This window comes from Ruegeria sp. YTSC106 (assembly GCF_059609765.1).
In genome coordinates this window covers 75,952-94,490 of sequence record NZ_JBXWMI010000009.1, presented here as the reverse complement: position 1 = coordinate 94,490, position 18,539 = coordinate 75,952, and the positions used below count along the sequence as shown (strand labels likewise).

The window sequence follows — 18,539 nt, the reverse complement described above, 5'->3', positions numbered from 1 at the left end:
TTTTCGTGGTTGCGACAGGCTTGCCCACCTTGCGCGCAACCCATAGATACGGGGGGTGAAAGGCGGCCCTGTCCAAGGCTACGAAGCGATGTAAGCGGCAGGTTCCAGAGTGTCAACGCTGCGCCCTGTCGCGGCAAGAAAATAGGATGATTCAATGCCCAAAGGCCTCACTTTTCTGCCATCGCTGGCCCTCGCTGCCGTGATGGCCCTGCCTCTGGCCGCCGAAACCAAGCCGGATGCGTCAACCATAGTTGCTCGAGTAAACGGGGATGAGATCACACTGGGCCACGTGATCGCCACCGTCGCGTCTCTACCGGCGCAATACCAGCAAGCGGAAGATGATGTTCTGTTCGATTTCGTTCTGGAACAGCTGATCCAGCAGCAATTGCTGGGACAGCAACAGGAAGGTTTGAACAAGCAGAACGCGCTGACACTCGACAATGAAAAGCGGTCGCTTCAGGCGGTTCAGACAGTCGCAGCCCTGACCAACGATGTTGTTACGGACGAAGCCATTCAGGCCGCTTATGACGCGCGCTTCAATGAATTTGCGGGTGAAGACGAATTCGACGCCAGCCATATTCTGGTTGAAACGGAAGAAGAAGCCAAAGCGCTCAAGGCACAGCTTGATGATGGTGCCGACTTTGCGGAACTCGCACGCGAGAACTCGACCGGTCCGTCCGGCCCGAATGGTGGTGCGCTTGGATGGTTCGGAAAAGGCCAGATGGTACCCGAATTCGAGGAAGCAGTGATCGCGCTTGAAAAAGGACAGGTGTCGGAACCGGTGCAAACTCAATTTGGCTGGCATCTGGTCAAGCTGAACGACAAGCGCAAAACCGAGGCACCCGAACTGGACGCGGTGCGCGATGAGTTGGCTCAGTCCATACAACAGGATGCCATTCAGGCGCGGATCGACGAGTTGACGCAGCAGGCACAGATCGAACGCCCCGTAATCGAAGGCGCGGGCCCCGAGATCATGCGCCAACTGGACCTGATTCAGGAGTAAAGACCCGTGGCCACGATCACCAAGGTTTCGCCGCTGGCGCCCGCGTCTTTCCCTGAACTGCCCGCGATCGATGGTGTGCGCTTCGCCACCGTCGAAGCGGGCGTGCGCTATCAGGGCCGTACAGATGTCATGCTGGCGGTTCTTGATCCGGGCACGTCAGTGGCGGGTGTCTTCACCCGCTCGACCACGCGGGCCGCGCCGGTTCTGGATTGTCAGGAGAAAATAGGTGGCCCCAACGATGGACCGGCGGCGATCCTTGTAAACTCGGGCAATGCCAACGCGTTCACTGGCCATTTTGGTCAAACTTCCGTGGCCGAGGTGACGCAGGCCGTTTCAAAAGCAACAGGCGTTACGGTCGAGCGGGTCTTTACCTCGTCCACCGGTGTCATCGGCGAACCGCTGCCACATGACCGTATCGTGGTTCAGCTTGAGGCGTTGAAATCCGGCCTCAGCCGCCATGCTATCGAAGATGCCGCACGGGCGATCATGACAACTGACACGTTCCCGAAAGGGGCGAGCGCACAGGTCGAAATTGACGGCAATACAGTCTCTATTGCAGGAATTGCGAAGGGGTCTGGCATGATCGCACCGGACATGGCGACGATGCTGGTCTATATCTTCACTGACGCACGGGTTGAGCAACCCGCGTTGCAGGAAATGCTGAGCGCACAGACAGACCGCACCTTCAACTGCATCACTGTGGACAGCGACACCTCGACTTCAGACAGCCTGTTGCTGTGTGCGACCGGATCTTCGGGCGTTGATGCCACCGGCAATTCCGCCTTCGCGGAGGCATTGGAAACGGTGATGCTGGACCTTGCGCAACAAGTGGTGCGCGACGGGGAAGGCGCCACCAAATTCGTGGAAATCCGTGTGACCGGCGCCGCTTCGGATTCGGATGCCAAAGTACATGGTCTGGCCATCGCCAACTCTCCGCTGGTCAAAACGGCCATTGCCGGGGAAGACCCGAATTGGGGCCGCATTGTCATGGCCATTGGCAAATCCGGTGCCGCCGCCGACCGCGACCTGCTAAGTATTTCCTTCGGTGATATTCTAGTTGCCGAAAAGGGCTGGGTCAGTCCGGACTACCGCGAGGATGAAGCAGCCGCCTATATGAAAGGTCAGGATCTGGTGATCGCGGTTGATCTGGGACTGGGCGTAGGCAAGTCCACCGTTTGGGCCTGTGACCTGACCCACGGCTATATTGAGATCAACGCGGATTATCGCTCGTGAAAACTGTATTAGTGTCTGCCGTTGCCCTGATCGACATTGAGGGCCGGGTGCTACTGGCCCAACGACCCGAGGGCAAATCTATGGCCGGTCTCTGGGAATTCCCCGGTGGCAAGATCGAACCAGGCGAAACCCCCGAGGCCGCTCTGATCCGCGAATTGCACGAAGAGCTGGGCATCGACACCTGGGCCTCGTGCCTCGCCCCGCTGACTTTTGCCAGCCACAGCTATGACGATTTTCACCTGCTGATGCCGCTGTTTGCTTGTCGCAAGTGGGACGGCATTCCGCAGTCCAAGGAAGGGCAGGCGCTGAAATGGGCGCGTGCAAATGAGTTGCGGAATTACCCTATGCCAGCCGCGGATGTGCCGCTGATCCCGATTTTACGGGATTGGTTGTAAGGATGAGACAAACAAGCAAACGATACAGTACTTAAGTGGAAGAAGTTTGTATCTTAATGATCGTTAGTCGTAGATTTTGGAGCATTTAACTTGTTTGATTCCTAGGTATTACGCTCCTTACGCCATCGGAATCCGTAGTAAAGCGCCTGAATGGGAAAGCCGATAAAGGCACAGGCAATGACTACATGACCCCGACCGCGCGGCCACTGTACAATGCTGTCGTACCAGATTGTGCAGGCGACCATAGCAATTGCCCCGAAAACTATTGAGCGCAATGTCTTCTGCTTACAGGACAGATGCTTCCAACCAAGCTGCATGTTCGAGTTACCTTCTTATCCAAATCTAAATTTTGCAGCGGTGCCCGCAGCCGTTTGGCCTGCACAGACTGACCAGTTACGCAGCTTGTACAGCTCGAATGGCCACCTCCCCACCCCTGTTACAATTCGTAAGAATTGAGAAAACATCAGGAAAAAGTTGACGCTGATCTTTCCTGCGTCCCTTATCGGGGCGTTGGCGTCCGGGGTTGATCCCTGGTCCGCCGTTTCCGGCCCAGAGGAGGGGTCGGATGGGGAGGAGAAAGAGATTGGCTCAGACGCAGTCGGGCGCTGAAGGGATACACTCTCTTCCGGCGCTGCTACACCGCAATGCGGCCCAGTTCGGGGACGCCCCGGCCTACCGGGAAAAGGAATTTGGGATCTGGCAATGCTGGACCTGGGCCGAAGCGGCCAGGGAAATCCGCGCCATCGCGCTGGGGTTCTTGGAGCTTGGCGTTGGAAAGGGCGACCACATCGCCGTGATCGGGCGCAACCGTCCGGCACATTACTGGTCAATGGTTGCGGCGCAGATGGTCGGTGCCATTCCGGTCCCTCTCTATCAGGACGCGGTTGCCGAAGAGATGGCCTATGTGCTGGAGCATTGCGGTGCGAAATATGTCGTCTGCGGCGATCAGGAGCAGGTCGACAAGGTCATCGAGATTCAGGAAAACCTGCATCAGGTCAAACACATCCTCTATACCGACAAGCGGGGGATGCGGAAATACGACCACAGCCAGATGAATGCCCTTGACGACATCAAGGCCGAAGGCAGCGCCGGTCATGCGCGGTTTGACGCGGAACTGGATAAGCGCATCGGTGAGCTCACCTATGACGACACCTGCGTGATGCTCTATACCTCGGGCACCACGGGCAAGCCCAAGGGTGTGGTGCTGTCGAACCGCAACGTGATCGAAAGTGCCAAGAACTCGGCCGAATTTGATCATCTGACCCGGAATGAAGACATCCTGTCATACCTGCCGATGGCCTGGGTTGGTGATTTCATCTTTTCCATCGGTCAGGCTTATTGGTGCGGCTTCTGCGTGAACTGTCCTGAAAGCGCCGACACGATGATGACCGATCTGCGCGAGATCGGGCCGACCTATTTCTTCGCCCCACCACGTGTGTTCGAGACCCAACTGACCAATGTGATGATCCGGATGGAAGATGCCAGCAAGCTCAAGCAGCGCATGTTCCACTACTTCATGGCGCATGCCAAGAAGGTCGGCGGTCGGTTGCTGGATGGCAAGCCGGTGAGCTTGGGTGACAAGTTGAAATACGCACTGGGCAATCTGCTGGTATACGGGCCGCTCAAAGACACGCTGGGGTACGGGCGCTTCCGGGTGGGCTATACGGCGGGTGAGGCGATTGGGCCCGAGATTTTTGATTTCTATCGCTCTTTAGGCATCAACCTGAAACAGCTGTATGGCCAGACCGAAGCGACCGTGTTCATCACTGTCCAGCCGGATGGCGAAGTGCGCGCGGATACTGTTGGTGTTCCTGCGCCGGACGTTGAGCTGAAGATCGACGACAAGGGCGAAATTCACTATCGCTCACCCGGTGTGTTTGTGGAGTATTTCAACAATCCAGACTCCACAGCCTCGACCAAGGATGTCGAGGGCTGGGTGGCCACGGGTGATGCCGGGTTCATCGAGGAAAGCTCGGGGCATCTGCGGATCATCGATCGCGCCAAGGACGTGGGCAAGATGGCCGACGGGTCGATGTTCGCGCCGAAATACGTCGAGAACAAGCTGAAGTTTTATCCGGATATCCTTGAGGTCGTCGTGTTCGGCAATGGCAAGGATCGTTGCGTGGCCTTCATCAATATCGACCTGACGGCGGTCGGCAACTGGGCCGAGCGCAACAACGTCGCATATGCCTCGTATCAGGAACTGGCGGGGCATCCGCGCGTGTTAGAGACGATTCGGAGCCACGTGGAAGAAGTGAACAAGTCGGTTGCCGCCGATGAAATGCTGTCGGGTTGTCAGGTGCATCGCTTTGTGGTGCTGCACAAGGAACTGGATGCGGATGATGGCGAGATGACCCGGACGCGGAAGGTGCGGCGCGGTTTTGTCGAAGACAAGTTCAGCGACATCATTGCCGCGCTTTATGACGGGTCCAAGACGGTCTCGACCACCACAGAAGTCACCTATGAGGATGGTCGCAAGGGATCGATCTCAGCGACGCTGGAAATTGTCGACGTGCCGGTTGTTCCCGTTGCCCAACATAAGGTTGCCGCAGAATGAAGGCCGTACGTGCGCCGCTCGACCTGCAGTCATCGCCCCGCCCGCCGTCCCGTTTTCGCGCAAGTCAGGGAGTGACCGATGCTGGATAATTCCGATGGATATGTCACCGAAGACGGTCGCAAGATCGGCGGTGTGGTGATGGAAATGAAGAACATCACCCTGCGCTTTGGTGGTGTGGTTGCGATCAAGGATATCTCGTTCGACATTCGTGAGGGCGAGATCCGCGCCATCATCGGGCCGAACGGGGCAGGCAAGTCCTCGATGCTGAACGTGATTTCGGGCTTCTATGTCCCGCAGGAGGGTGAGGTCTGGTTTCATGGGGCCAAACGCCCGCCGATGCGGCCCTTTGAGGTGGCGCAGCAGGGGATTGCGCGGACGTTTCAGAATATCGCCTTGTTCGAAGGCATGAGCGTTCTGGACAACGTCATGACCGGACGATTGGGTTACATGAAGACCAACATCCTTCAGCAGGCACTGTGGAAGGGCAAGGCCGAGAAGGAAGAGACCGAAAACCGCGAGGCGGTTGAAAAGATCATCGACTTTCTGGAAATCCAGCACATCCGCAAGACGCCGGTATCACGCCTGCCCTACGGTCTGAAGAAACGCGTCGAACTGGCGCGGGCGCTGGCGGCGGAGCCCAAGCTGCTGCTGTTGGACGAGCCGATGGCGGGTATGAACGTTGAAGAAAAAGAGGACATGAGCCGCTTTATCCTCGACGTGAATGACGAATTCGGCACCACCATCGCCCTGATCGAACACGACATGGGCGTTGTGATGGACCTGAGCGACCGGGTGGTCGTCATGGATTACGGAAAGAAGATCGGTGACGGCACACCTGATGAAGTGCGCAACAATCAGGAAGTCATCGACGCCTATCTGGGGGTCAGCCATGACTAAGCTCTGGGCAGAATTGAGGAGGGGCTGGCATGCCTGATCAAATTATCTTCGGGATGGAGGTCATCCTCAACGGTCTGATGGCCGGGGTGCTCTATGCGCTGGTCGCGCTGGGCTTTGTACTGATCTACAAGGCGTCTGGGATTTTCAATTATGCCCAAGGGGTTATGGCCCTGTTCGCGGCGATGACGCTGGTCGGGATCATGAACGGGCAGGTACCATTTGCGCATCTGATCAACGCGACTTTCGGCACCCATATCCACTACTTCGGGTGGAATGTGCCCGCGCTGTTCGCGATCGTTCTGACGATGGGTGTGATGGTGTTGCTGGCCTGGTGTGTGCAGCGGTTCGTCATGCGACATCTGGTTGGGCAGGAGCCAATCATCCTGTTCATGGCGACCATCGGTCTGGCATATTTCCTGGAAGGCGTCGCCGACCTGATGTGGGGGTCCGAGATCAAGACGCTGGATGTGGGCCTGCCGCAGGGGATCAACCTGTGGATTGACGAGACGACGTTCAACATCTTCGGCTACGGCTTCTTCATCGACAATCTGGACATCGTGGCGACGGTCATCGCGGCGCTTCTGGTCGCGGCGCTGGTCGCGTTCAGCCAATACACAAAGCAGGGCCGCGCGATGCGGGCGGTAGCAGATGATCACCAGGCGGCGCTGTCCGTTGGCATCTCTTTGAACTTCATCTGGGTCATGGTCTGGTCGGTTGCGGGATTTGTCGCCCTGGTCGCAGGTATCATGTGGGGCACCAAGTCGGGCGTGCAATTCTCGCTGTCGCTGATCGCGCTCAAGGCGTTGCCAGTGCTGATGCTGGGCGGGTTCACCTCGATCCCCGGAGCCATCGTTGGCGGGCTGATCATCGGCGTGGGTGAGAAGCTGTTCGAGTTTGCCATCGGCCCGATGGTCGGCGGCGCGACCGAGAACTGGTTCGCCTATGTGCTGGCGCTGATCTTTCTGGTGTTCCGACCGCAGGGTCTGTTTGGGGAGAAGATCATTGAGAGGGTTTAGGAGCCGTCTGATGTTCGCCGTGGCCGTATCGTGTGTTGCAGCTATTGCGTCAGGTATCGCTGTTCATTCGGGCGGCAAGTATCGCGGACCCGGCGTAGAACCTGCACTTGATACGGTGGACACGATTGCGCTTATGGGGATTTCAGCTGCCGCGATGTTCGTATTGGTGATGTGGTTCACTTGGTGGGGTTCATCATGACCAAGCTGATCGCCATCATCAACGTGATCGCATGGGCCGGGTTCTGGGCGTTTGGGTATATCGCCCTGACCTCGGACGATCTGACGGATGGCCAGCTGACCATCGCGGCAATCCTGGCTTTTGCGGGTCTGATCATGGGGGTTCTGGCCTACCTGAAACTGGTGCGCGCCTCGGAGGCGAGCGGATATGCCAAAGGGTCCAATCAACTGGACGCCGAAGCCCGGAACCGGGCGCAGGAAGAATGGGGAAAGTAAGAAATGTTCTATCGTGAGGCCGGAGATTTCAAAACCTCCTATGTTGCTGACAGCCAGACTTTCCCGATCAAGTTCGATCGGTATCGGTACTATGTCGTCCTTGCCGTAGCGTTCGGGATCATTCCGTTCATCATCAACGACTATTGGGCAAACGCCCTTCTATTGCCTTTCCTGATCTATGCCATTGCAGCAATCGGCTTGAACATTCTGGTGGGGTATTGCGGGCAGGTCAGCCTTGGCACCGGCGGGTTCATGGCTGTGGGGGCCTATGCCTGTTACAAGCTAATGACCGCTTTCCCGGATGTCAGCATGTTTATTCACGTGTTGCTGGCCGGCGGGATAACGGCCATCGTCGGTGTACTGTTTGGCCTGCCATCCTTGCGGATCAAGGGGTTTTACCTTGCGGTGGCGACGCTGGCGGCGCAATTCTTCCTGGTGTGGCTTTTCAACCGGGTGCCGTGGTTCTACAACTATTCGGCGTCGGGGCAGATCAATGCGCCGGAACGGGATGTGTTCGGCATCATCATCACTGGTCCAAATGCATCGGCTTGGGCCACTTACCTGTTTTGCCTGATTTTCCTGACCATCTGCGCCATTCTCGCGCGCAACCTGACGCGCGGCACGACGGGGCGGACATGGATGGCGATCCGCGATATGGATATCGCGGCCGAGATCATCGGGGTGAACCCGCTCAAGGCGAAACTGACTGCCTTTGCCGTCAGTTCGTTCTTTGTGGGCATCGCGGGCGCGCTGTTCTTCTCGGTCTATCTGGGCGCGGTTGAGGTCGGCGAAGTATTCGGCATCCAGAAATCGTTCCTGGTGCTGTTCATGGTCATTATCGGCGGTCTGGGCTCGATCTTCGGATCCTTCGCGGGCGCAGCATTCCTTGTACTTCTGCCCGTGGTCCTGAAAGTGGTCGGCGTCGATGTTCTCGGCTGGCCCACGGATATCGTGGCGCATCTACAGCTGGTGATTGTCGGTGCCCTGATCATCATGTTCCTGATTCTCGAACCGCACGGGCTGGCGCAGCTATGGCGCGTGGCGAAGGAAAAACTCAGACTCTGGCCGTTCCCGCACTAAGGGGCAGGCCCAACTAAAAGACGGGTGCAAAGCCCGAACTCAACATCGGATCTATTAAGGGAGGAAACACCCGATGAACAAGAAACTGGCAACCTTAGCACTGGGCGCGTTGATGGCGGCAGGCCCGGCCATGGCCGACCTTGTATTTCCGTCGCTTAGCTACCGGACCGGACCTTATGCGGCTGGTGGTATCCCGTTTGCAGACGGCTATGCCGACTATTTCACTCTGGTGAACGAACGCGACGGTGGAATCGGCGGTGTTGCAGCGAAGGTGATCGAATGCGAAACCGGCTATAACACCGAAAAAGGCGTTGAATGCTACGAGTCTACCAAAGGTGAAGGCGCGTTGGTGTATCAGCCACTGTCGACCGGCATTACTTATCAGCTGATTCCGAAAGTCACCGCAGATGGCATCCCGCTGCACACGATGGGTTACGGTCGAACATCGGCTGCGAACGGCAAAGTGTTCAGCCACGTGTTCAACTATCCGGCCAACTACTGGAACGGTGCATCGGGCGCGATCAACTATCTGCTGGATGAGAATGGTGGAGATCTGAACGGCAAGAAGATTGCGCTGGTCTATCACAACTCTGCTTATGGCAAGGAACCGATCCGCACGCTGGAAACTCTGGCCGAAAAACATGGCTATGAACTGTCCTTGCTGCCCGTAGATCACCCAGGTCAGGAGCAGAAGTCGCAGTGGTTGCAGATTCGCCGTGAAAAGCCCGATTACGTAATCATGTGGGGTTGGGGCGTCATGAACCAGGTGGCCGTGCAAGAAGCTGCAAACATCCGTTTCCCGATGGAAAACTTCATCGGTGTCTGGTGGTCCGGTGCTGAATTCGATGTTGAACCAGCAGGTGAAAAAGCTAATGGTTACAAGGCACTGACCTTCACCGGTCTTGGAATGGACTACCCTGTCTATGACGATCTGAAGAAATACGTTGTGGACGCGGGCAAAGCAGCAGGTGCAGGCGATCAACTGGGTACAGTTCAGTATAACCGCGGTCTCTATGCTGCGATGCTGGCAGCCGAAGCCGTGAAAACCGCGCAAGAATTGCACGGAACTGCTGATATCGACGCGTCCATGATGCGCGATGGCATGGAGGCGCTGGAGATCACCAATGCCAAGATGGAAGCGCTTGGCATGTCCGGATTTGGACCCGAGTTCGCGGTTTCCTGCGACAATCACGGCGGCCCCGGTCTTGTCGGTGTTGTTCAGTGGGACGCAGCGGCCGGAACCTGGAACCCGGTTCAGGACTTCAAGCCAACGGATGTCGAAGTGATCAACGCTCTGATCGCGGAAGACTCGGCAGCTTATGCAGCCGAGAACAACATCGAACCGCGCTGCGAATAAAGGCAGTCTCGTACCGGCTTGGGCCGGCTTTCAAAACTTCGGAGCGGCGGGCAGACTGCCGCTCCTCACGAACAGTCCCGAAGGGGACAGGCATGAGGACACGCGCTGATGCTGGATGCGGCACACACCACTGACGTGCAGGCGGAAACCCTGCTTGAGGTCAACAATATCGAAGTGATCTACAACCATGTGATCCTCGTGCTGAAAGGCGTTAGCCTGACTGTTCCCAAGGGCGGTATCACGGCCCTGCTGGGTGGTAACGGCGCGGGCAAGACGACCACGCTCAAGGCAGTGTCGAACCTGCTGCATTCGGAACGCGGCGAGGTTACGAAAGGCTCGATCAAGTATCGTGGCCAGAGCGTACACGAAAGCGACCCTGCCGTATTGGTGGAAAAAGGTGTGATTCAGGTGATGGAAGGCCGTCACTGTTTTGAGCATCTGACAGTTGAAGAGAACCTGCTGACGGGTGCGTATACCCGCAAAGACGGCAGCGCGGCGATCCAGCAGGATCTGGAGCTGGTCTACAATTACTTCCCCCGCTTGAAGGAGCGCCGCCGCTCGCAGGCTGGCTATACGTCGGGTGGAGAGCAGCAGATGGTTGCCATGGGCCGGGCATTGATGTCGCGCCCGGAGACGATCCTGCTGGACGAACCTTCGATGGGGCTCGCGCCGCAGTTGGTCGAAGAGATTTTCGGCATCGTGAAGGACCTCAACGAGAAAGAGGGCGTGTCCTTCCTGTTGGCCGAGCAGAACACAAACGTCGCCCTGCGGTTTGCGCATTACGGGTACATTCTTGAATCCGGGCGCGTTGTCATGGATGGCCCGGCCGCCGAACTGCGCGAGAACCCGGACGTGAAGGAATTCTACCTTGGTATGTCCGATGAGGGTCGCAAGAGCTTTCGCGACGTGCGGTCCTATCGCCGCCGCAAGAGGTGGCTGTGAGCGGATGGAGGATTTGGCGATGACCTATTTCGACGCACTCGAAACACGTTCGGCGGACGAACGTGCTTCCGATCAGGCAAAAGCGCTTGCAGAGCAGATCAAACGTGCTGCATCTGCCCCCGGATTCGCTACACACTTGTCGGATTCAGACACTAATAAGGTGATTTCGGCAGATGATTTGCCGATGCTGCCCGTGCTGCGCAAGTCGGACCTGATCCGCGCGCAGGCGGAACGCCCCCCTTTTGGCGGGTTTACCGTGAAGCCAGCGCGCCACTTCCATCACGTGTTTCAGTCCCCCGGGCCGATTTATGAACCGGGCAGCACCGATCACGATTGGTGGCGTATGGGCCGGTTCTTGAATGCCGTAGGTGTTGGTGCTGGTGATATTGTTCAGAACTGTTTTGGCTACCACCTGACACCGGCAGGCATGATCTTTGAAAACGGTGCCCGCGCTGTAGGTGCTGCCGTTTTGCCGGCGGGAACCGGACAGACAGAGTTGCAGGTGACAGCCGCGCGTGACGTTAGCTGCACTGCTTATGCAGGCACGCCTGATTACCTGAAAGTCATCCTGGACAAGGCCGACGAGATGGGCGTTTCGCTGAACTTCTCGAAAGCCGCCGTTGGTGGTGGTGCTCTGTTCCCGTCTCTGCGTCAGGAATACGCGGATCGCGGTATTTCGTGCCTGCAATGCTATGCGACGGCGGACCTGGGAAACATCGCCTATGAAAGCGCTGCGATGGAGGGGATGATCATCGATGAACACGTGATCGTTGAGATCGTAACGCCCGGAACCGGTACGCCGGTAGCGCCGGGCGAAGTGGGCGAGGTTGTCGTGACCTCTCTCAACCCGGATTACCCGTTGATCCGCTTTGCGACCGGAGATCTTTCGGCCGTCCTGCCGGGTGTCTCGCCCTGTGGCCGGACCAATATCCGGATCAAAGGCTGGATGGGGCGCGCCGATCAGACCACCAAGATCAAGGGGATGTTTGTACGCCCGGAACAGGTAGCGGCCCTGGTCGACAAACATGAGGAAATCGTCAAAGCCCGCGTTATTGCAGCCCGTCAGGGTGAGATGGACACGATGACAGTCCGGATTGAAAGCCCGCGCGGTGACGACCCGGCATATGCCAAGTCGGTGGCCGAGGTGTTGAAGCTGAAAGGCGCGATCGAGGTTGTGGCCCCCGGATCCCTTCCCAGGGACGGGGTGGTGATCGAGGATCAGCGCGTCTACGAATAATGGCCTGTTTCAAGTCTGCGGCAGTTTGCGCCGCAGATTTGTTTACCGATGCACTGGTGTTTCCGAGCTTTTTGGTCGATTAAAGGCGAACCCTTCGCCTTTGCCAATCACAAGCCGGGATGATGGCCGAAATCGAGTTTTCACAGAACGGATCGCGCAATCGCGGTGTACGCGGTACCCGACTGCTGGCGGGGATCGCCTATGTCGTGGCTGCCGCGTGCCTTTTGCCGATGATCGCCGTGGTCCTGGCGGCTGTAACCGGGGGAACGGACACAATCTCGCACCTGATGGAGACGGTGCTGCCCGGCTATATCGTGACGACCCTGATTCTCGTGGTGTTGGTCGCGGCGGGAACGTTCAGTATCGGCACCGGGGCGGCCTGGCTGGTAACGATGACCCGTTTTCCCGGAGTACGGTTTCTAGAGATCGCACTGGTCCTTCCGCTGGCCTTTCCGGCCTATGTTCTTGCCTATGCCTACACCTTCATTCTGGATCACCCGGGCATCGTTCAAAGCTCGCTGCGTGATGTCACCGGTTGGGGCCCGCGCGACTACTGGTTCCCGGAAATCCGCTCGACCGAGGGCGCAGCGGTCATGTTGATCCTTGTGCTCTATCCTTATGTCTATCTGCTTGCGCGGGCTGCGTTCCTACAGCAAAGCGCGACCGCATTTCTGGCGGCGCGGGCGCTGGGTAACAATCCATGGCTGGCGTTTCGGCGCGTTTCACTCCCGATGGCGCGGCCTGCCATTGCAGGCGGTGTACTGCTGGCCGTCATGGAGACCATCGCGGATTTCGGAACCGTGTCGTATTTCGGTGTGCAGACCTTTGCCACCGGGATCTACACAAGCTGGTTTTCTATGGCCGACCGGGCGGCGGCTGCACAACTTGCGCTGTGCCTGCTGGGCTTTGCCCTGATCATGGCCGTGGCCGAGCGCACCCAGCGCGGCAAGGCAAAATACTATCAGGCCGGGAAACAGCATGTGGCGCAACCGGCGGTACATCTGACGGGTCTGCGGGCCTGTGGCGCATTCCTGCTTTGTGCGATACCTGTTCTTTTCGGGTTTTTGCTGCCTGTTATCATTCTGGTCGAGATGGGCCTGGAATCCGAACAGAACCTGTTTTCGCAGCGCTATATCGGCTTCATTCAGAATTCGCTGATCCTTGCTGGTACGGCGGCGGTCATCACCGTTTTTGCGGCGATCAGTGTCGGGTTCTTTCAACGCCTCAGACCGGGGCGCGCCTCGTCTGCGACTGCTTATATGGCGCGTCTGGGATATGCGGTGCCCGGCGGCGTCATCGCGGTTGGCTTGATCGTCCCCTTCGCGAGCTTTGACAACGCGCTGGACGTTTGGATGCGTCAGACCTTCGATGTGTCCACGGGGCTGTTGGTTACAGGTTCGATCTGGCTGCTGGTCGCTGCCTACATGGTGCGGTTCCTGGCTGCTGCGCTCAGCGCATATGAGGGTGGCCAAAGCACGGTACACGCCAATATGGATGCCGCAGCCCGCTCACTTGGTCAGACGCCGTTGGGAACTCTGCGGCGTGTTCACCTGCCCATTCTGACTCCGTCTCTGTTGACGGCCCTTCTGATCGTGTTCGTTGACGTGATGAAGGAACTTCCGGCCACTCTGATCATGCGGCCGTTCAATTTCGACACGTTGGCGGTGCAGGCATATCGATTGGCTTCTGACGAACGACTGGAGGGCGCAGCTGTGCCTTCGCTGGTCATTCTGGCGGTAGGTCTGCTGCCTGTAATCCTGATCTGCCGTCAGGTCGGTCGACGGTAACACTTGTGTCGTAATTGTAAGACAACAGCGCATCAGGCTTGATTCAAATACGATTTCCGGCAAGGCTGGAGGTATGAATATGCAGCCTCCCAGCCGGTTCTCGGCAAGCGCAGCGCAGATGCCCGTGGCTTTCGACCGGCATGAGATGTCTCAAATCCTATCCGTTTATGGTCGGATGGTCGCCGCCGGGGAATGGCGCGACTATGGTATTTCCAACCTGCGCGACATGGCGGTGTTCTCGATCTTCCGGCGCACCGCGGAACACCCGATCTATCGGGTCGAAAAGCACCCGCGTCTGAGATCCAGACAGGGAATGTACTCTGTGATCGGTATGGATGGCCGCATCCTGAAACGCGGCCACGATCTGCGCGCGGTTTTACGGGTGTTGGAACGCAAGCTGATCCGGGCCGTAAACCCGGATTAGAGCCTAAGACGCAGGATGTCGCCCATATCCTGTTACAGCCCCGAACTCTTTTAGGCCAATACGAGAGACAGCGTCCTCCAAAGGTTCTTTGGCAACAGCCATGTGATGTGCGTTTGCATGCACAAGCGTGTCCTGATCCAGCATCATGCCTACGTGACCTTTCCAAAACACCAGATCACCCCGGCGAAGTTCGGGGTTTGGGATTGGCTTGAAGAACTCTGCTTGCATGTCGCTATCGCGAGGGGAGGGTAATCCGCAGGAATGAAAAGCGATTTGAATCAGGCCCGAACAGTCAAGTCCAAGTCCGGTATCGCCACCGTAGATGTAAGGGGTGGTAAGAAACTGTTCTGCAATGGCTGCAGGATCAGAACCCACCCAGTCTTTTTCGACCAGCTGTGTTTCGCGAATGTATCGCGGCGTTGGAATGTGGCCCTCTTCTTTCACGCAAACCCATCCGGTCGAACGAATGGTGTTTTCGCGTTCTGAATCACGGCGTGGCCAGTATTCTATACCAGTGCCAAAAGGCAGAATCCGTTCGTTCGCGTTTTTGGTCACATCGGGGTGTTCCAATGAAACTGCTCTTGGCACGGAAACGCGGTGCGTTGGCTGAAGTGGCCGTCTTTCTATTTCCTGTCGCACCCACCCGACATAGCCATCTTTTTCGCGAAACCCGAACAGGTGGTTCTGCGCCCGCTCCAAGATGATGAATACTTCTCCGCACACCATCTGGCAATGCCGACGACCATTGGGTTTGTCCAGAACATCCCGCACAACCGATTGAATATGATATGTTTCACCATCCGAAAAAGCATCAGCTTCGACCTGACCTTTCAGCGATGAATGCGCCACCCGTCCGTTGAAGCGAAGCAACCTGCGATCCGTCATAGCTCCAATATCTCCGGCAATGCGTTTAACACGGCGCGCGGCCCCTGACCCAGACCACCTTTTGTGCGACCGGGCTCTTTACTGGGCTGCCAGGAGTAGATGTCGAAATGGACATAGCGGTGCGCGCCCACGAACCGTCGCAGAAACAAAGCGGCGGTGATCGACCCAGCAAATCCGCCCGATGGTGCGTTGTCCAGATCGGCAATACCGGGTTCGATCATCGCTTCGTAAGGCGTGTGGAACGGCATGCGCCAGACCGGATCAGCCGAAACCTCTGCCGCGTGTGAAAGGGAAGACGCGCATTGCTGGTCGTCAGTGTAGAACGGTGCCAGATCCGGGCCAACGGCCACCCGTGCCGCACCGGTCAGCGTCGCCATCGAGATCACCAGATCGGGCTCTTCTTCAGCGGCCAGTGACAGCGCATCCGCCAGCACCAGACGCCCTTCTGCATCCGTATTGTTGATCTCGACTGTCAAACCCTTGCGGGAGATCAGTATGTCGCCGGGGCGAAAGGCATTACCGGCCACCGCGTTTTCGACCGCCGGGATCAGAACCCGCAGTTGCAGCGGAATACCCAGCGCCATGATCATCCGGGCCAGTCCCAGCACATTGGCCGCACCCCCCATATCCTTCTTCATCAGACCCATGGACGCGCCCGGTTTCAGGTTCAGCCCGCCTGTGTCGAAACACACACCTTTGCCGACAAGCGTCAGTTGGGGGCCGCTGCTGCCCCAGTTCAGTTCGATCAGCCGCGGGGCCTGCTCTGCCGCGCGTCCCACCGCGTGGATCATGGGAAAATTCTGATCTAGCAGGGCCTCGCCGGTGATCACGCTGCAGGTGGCACCGAATTCGCCAGCCAGAACCTCAGCCGCCTGCTGCAACTGCTCAGGACCCATATCCGAGGCTGGCGTATTCACCAGATCGCGGGTCAGAACTTCGGCATTGGCCATGGCTTCGATACGGTTGGCATCCACACCTTCAGGTGAAATCAGTGCCGCCGATCCACCGGATTGAGACGCGTAGCGATCGAAGGTGTAGCCTGTCATCAACCAGCCAAAACACTCCATCTCCAGCCGATCAGCGGGAATGCCGGACGCGATATGATAGGTTCCTTCCGGCAGTGTCATGGCTGCGGCGGCCAATGGGAACCTTTGTCGCGCACGCGTGACTTCTGTTCCATAACCGGCCAGTACAAAATCAACCGCGCCATGCGCACCTGGTACCAGCAGTGTCTGCCCCATCGCACCTGTAAACCCGTTTGCGGCAACCCAGGTCTGGACGGTATCCGGTTGATCCTGCAACCAATTGTCCAAATCCGGCTGCGCAATCACATGAAGCGGTATGGACGGGTCAGAGGGTGGGGCGAAGGACAGGGTCATGGGCGTCTCGGCTGATGGTTTCCGCGCACAGACTAGCCGCGCATGATCTGCCCGCAACCCCTGTCAGACGGAAAGGTCCTGCTGGTCCCTGACGGCGGTCAACGATCGTTCCCCGACACGGATCAAACGCCCGAGTGTCGCACCCGCCGCAACGGCGTCACCGGCATCGACGGTGTGGGCCACGTCACCCGCCACCCGGGCCAGGGCCGTCATCCCGATCTGTTCGGATATTGCGACCAGTGACTTGGCACATTTGCGCAAGTCCGCCCATTCGCGCTGACGCCAGTAACGTTCGCAGTTTGACAGGCGCACGGCAAGCTCCTCGACCGTGCGGCACAGAACGTCCAGCGCATTCTTGTCGCCAAGTTGCCGGTGCAGTCCGCTCAGTTGATCCGAGTCCAGAAGGACGGATTCCTTGTGTTCAAGCGTGATAATCTTTTCCACCACATTCACCCTAATTCAAACGCCCCCACGGCGCGGTCTTGATCCTGGCAGCAAATTCCTTTGCAAAACCTTGCAGGGAAACCGGATAATGGCTCGAATTTTCCTTGAATTCGGTTTAGATCATCCGTCAGCGACAAGAACGGGAACATTGAAATGGACTTTGCCAAACCTCTGCCGAGCTACCTTTTAAAACGGTATCACGGATGGAAGGCCACGACATATTCGGAAAACCAGGTCTGGTATCGCCGTCTTGCCGATGAGGGACAACGCCCCCGTGCCATGGTCATATCCTGCTGCGACAGCCGGGTTCACGTGACATCCATGTTCGGAGCCGACCAGGGCGATTTCTTTATTCACCGAAACATCGCCAACCTGGTGCCGCCCTATGCACCGGATGGGGACCACCACGGCACCAGCGCTGCCATTGAATATGCCGTAACAGCGCTCAAGGTCGCTCATTTGATCGTTCTGGGGCATTCGCAATGCGGCGGCGTGCAGGGCTGTATCGACATGTGCAAGGGGCAGGCGCCGCAGCTGGATGCCAAGGACAGTTTTGTTGGACGCTGGATGGATATTCTCAAGCCGAAATACGAACTGGTCGCGGATATCGAGGACAGTGTCGAACAGGCCCGACAGTTCGAGCGTCAATCGGTTGTCGCATCACTGGAAAACCTGATGACCTTCCCCTTCGTCTCGTCAGCCGTTGAGCAGGGAGCGCTGAGCTTGCACGGCTTGTGGACGGATATCGGTGCAGGTGGGTTGGAAAGCTATGACCCTTATCAAAAAAAGTTCGTCCCGGTCTGACGACGACACATCGGCAAGTCCGAAACGATAAAGATAGCGGCTCTGATTCAGAGCCGTTTTTGGTATACTCCACTCATTGCATTTGAAGATCGGAGCCTACCATGAAAGTCATCAAGCGCATCTTCGCAGGATTGGTCGTTTGCATTCTGGTTCTGGTCGCGGTTTCCTATCTGTTGCCAGGAAAGGCAGAAGTTTCGCGTAGCATTGCGATCGACGCTCCGGCGAGTGCCATCTTTCCTTACGTGAATTCGATGCAGGAAACCGAAAAGTGGTCTCCTTGGCTGAACCGGGACCCCGAAACCAAACTGACGTATTCCGGCCCTGCCGCCGGGGTCGGGAACACTCTGAACTGGGATTCGGATCACCCGCAGGTCGGCACGGGCTCACAGGAAATCGTCGAGAGCGTGGAAAACCAACGGGTCAGGACGGTGCTGGATTTTGGCCCGATGGGTACTGCCGCTGCGTCATTCAACCTTGAGCCTGACGGGGCGGGAACCAAAGTGACCTGGGGGTTTGACTCGGATCTGGGTCTCAACCCCATGTCCCGCTGGATGGGGTTGATGATGGATACGTGGGTGGGCGAGGACTATGAACGTGGTCTGACCAATCTGAAAGAACTGGTTGAAACCCAAAGCTAGCCCTTTGT

Annotated in this window: 19 protein-coding genes; 16 read left to right on the top strand and 3 right to left on the bottom strand. The window is 57.6% G+C overall.

Going from position 1 to position 18,539, the window contains the following annotated elements; genetic code table 11:
* Positions 1 to 154 precede the first annotated feature (154 nt).
* From AC2FEB_RS13800 to AC2FEB_RS13735, 14 genes are all read left to right on the top strand, one after another.
* Positions 155 to 1,003, top strand: coding sequence for a peptidylprolyl isomerase (locus AC2FEB_RS13800; RefSeq protein ID WP_496673527.1), 849 nt, complete (start codon positions 155 to 157; stop codon positions 1,001 to 1,003).
* Between the two features lie 6 nt (positions 1,004 to 1,009).
* Positions 1,010 to 2,236: a bifunctional glutamate N-acetyltransferase/amino-acid acetyltransferase ArgJ gene (argJ, locus tag AC2FEB_RS13795; RefSeq protein ID WP_496673524.1), complete on the top strand. Its 1,227-nt coding sequence runs from the start codon at positions 1,010 to 1,012 to the stop codon at positions 2,234 to 2,236.
* A complete protein-coding gene (locus AC2FEB_RS13790; RefSeq protein WP_117871376.1) occupies positions 2,233 to 2,631 on the top strand; it encodes a (deoxy)nucleoside triphosphate pyrophosphohydrolase in 399 nt (132 codons plus the stop codon). The genes argJ and AC2FEB_RS13790 overlap by 4 nt, the downstream gene beginning before the upstream one ends.
* A 583-nt stretch (positions 2,632 to 3,214) precedes the next feature.
* Complete coding sequence (locus tag AC2FEB_RS13785) at positions 3,215 to 5,188, top strand: AMP-binding protein (protein ID WP_496673521.1); 1,974 nt, start codon at positions 3,215 to 3,217, stop codon at positions 5,186 to 5,188.
* A 78-nt stretch (positions 5,189 to 5,266) separates the two neighbouring features.
* Positions 5,267 to 6,085 carry an ABC transporter ATP-binding protein gene (locus AC2FEB_RS13780; protein WP_117871382.1) on the top strand — a complete coding sequence of 273 codons (819 nt, stop codon included), beginning with the start codon at positions 5,267 to 5,269 and terminating at the stop codon, positions 6,083 to 6,085.
* Between the two features lie 29 nt (positions 6,086 to 6,114).
* Positions 6,115 to 7,101 carry a branched-chain amino acid ABC transporter permease gene (locus AC2FEB_RS13775; protein ID WP_117871384.1) on the top strand — a complete coding sequence of 329 codons (987 nt, stop codon included), beginning with the start codon at positions 6,115 to 6,117 and terminating at the stop codon, positions 7,099 to 7,101.
* 10 nt (positions 7,102 to 7,111) lie between these two features.
* Positions 7,112 to 7,300 (top strand): hypothetical protein, encoded by a 189-nt coding sequence (locus AC2FEB_RS13770; RefSeq protein WP_480685585.1) that lies wholly within the window; start codon positions 7,112 to 7,114, stop codon positions 7,298 to 7,300.
* Positions 7,297 to 7,554, top strand: coding sequence for a hypothetical protein (locus AC2FEB_RS13765; RefSeq protein WP_117871388.1), 258 nt, complete (start codon positions 7,297 to 7,299; stop codon positions 7,552 to 7,554). Before AC2FEB_RS13770 ends, AC2FEB_RS13765 begins: the two co-directional genes overlap by 4 nt.
* 3 nt (positions 7,555 to 7,557) lie before the next feature.
* A complete protein-coding gene (locus tag AC2FEB_RS13760) occupies positions 7,558 to 8,634 on the top strand; it encodes a branched-chain amino acid ABC transporter permease (RefSeq protein WP_117871390.1) in 1,077 nt (358 codons plus the stop codon).
* Between the two features lie 73 nt (positions 8,635 to 8,707).
* On the top strand, positions 8,708 to 9,991 hold the full coding sequence (locus tag AC2FEB_RS13755; RefSeq protein WP_117871392.1) for an ABC transporter substrate-binding protein: 1,284 nt from the start codon (positions 8,708 to 8,710) through the stop codon (positions 9,989 to 9,991).
* Positions 9,992 to 10,099: 108 nt separating this feature from the next.
* Positions 10,100 to 10,933 carry an ABC transporter ATP-binding protein gene (locus AC2FEB_RS13750; protein WP_117871394.1) on the top strand — a complete coding sequence of 278 codons (834 nt, stop codon included), beginning with the start codon at positions 10,100 to 10,102 and terminating at the stop codon, positions 10,931 to 10,933.
* 19 nt (positions 10,934 to 10,952) lie between these two features.
* Positions 10,953 to 12,170, top strand: coding sequence for a phenylacetate--CoA ligase family protein (locus AC2FEB_RS13745; RefSeq protein ID WP_496673511.1), 1,218 nt, complete (start codon positions 10,953 to 10,955; stop codon positions 12,168 to 12,170).
* 122 nt (positions 12,171 to 12,292) lie between these two features.
* Positions 12,293 to 13,957, top strand: coding sequence for an ABC transporter permease (locus tag AC2FEB_RS13740; protein WP_496673744.1), 1,665 nt, complete (start codon positions 12,293 to 12,295; stop codon positions 13,955 to 13,957).
* A gap of 73 nt (positions 13,958 to 14,030) precedes the next feature.
* Entirely contained in the window at positions 14,031 to 14,381 is a 351-nt protein-coding gene (locus tag AC2FEB_RS13735) for a DUF2794 domain-containing protein (RefSeq protein WP_117871396.1), read from the top strand.
* Positions 14,382 to 14,384: 3 nt separating this feature from the next.
* On the opposite strand, the gene AC2FEB_RS13730 is transcribed toward AC2FEB_RS13735, so the two are convergent.
* The 3 genes from AC2FEB_RS13730 to AC2FEB_RS13720 form a co-directional block, all read right to left on the bottom strand.
* On the bottom strand, positions 14,385 to 15,266 hold the full coding sequence (locus AC2FEB_RS13730; RefSeq protein WP_496673508.1) for a C40 family peptidase: 882 nt from the start codon (positions 15,264 to 15,266) through the stop codon (positions 14,385 to 14,387).
* The gene (locus AC2FEB_RS13725) at positions 15,263 to 16,645 is read right to left on the bottom strand and encodes a leucyl aminopeptidase family protein (protein WP_496673505.1); all 1,383 of its coding nucleotides are present in this window, start codon (positions 16,643 to 16,645) and stop codon (positions 15,263 to 15,265) included. The genes AC2FEB_RS13730 and AC2FEB_RS13725 overlap by 4 nt, the downstream gene beginning before the upstream one ends.
* Before the next feature lie 63 nt (positions 16,646 to 16,708).
* The gene (locus tag AC2FEB_RS13720) at positions 16,709 to 17,098 is read right to left on the bottom strand and encodes a hypothetical protein (protein ID WP_496884130.1); all 390 of its coding nucleotides are present in this window, start codon (positions 17,096 to 17,098) and stop codon (positions 16,709 to 16,711) included.
* Positions 17,099 to 17,242: 144 nt separating this feature from the next.
* Between AC2FEB_RS13720 and AC2FEB_RS13715 the strand changes: the two genes are divergently transcribed.
* Both AC2FEB_RS13715 and AC2FEB_RS13710 read left to right on the top strand, forming a co-directional pair.
* Positions 17,243 to 17,893 (top strand): carbonic anhydrase, encoded by a 651-nt coding sequence (locus AC2FEB_RS13715; RefSeq protein ID WP_299899906.1) that lies wholly within the window; start codon positions 17,243 to 17,245, stop codon positions 17,891 to 17,893.
* 101 nt (positions 17,894 to 17,994) lie between these two features.
* Positions 17,995 to 18,531 carry an SRPBCC family protein gene (locus AC2FEB_RS13710; RefSeq protein ID WP_496884129.1) on the top strand — a complete coding sequence of 179 codons (537 nt, stop codon included), beginning with the start codon at positions 17,995 to 17,997 and terminating at the stop codon, positions 18,529 to 18,531.
* Positions 18,532 to 18,539: the final 8 nt, after the last annotated feature.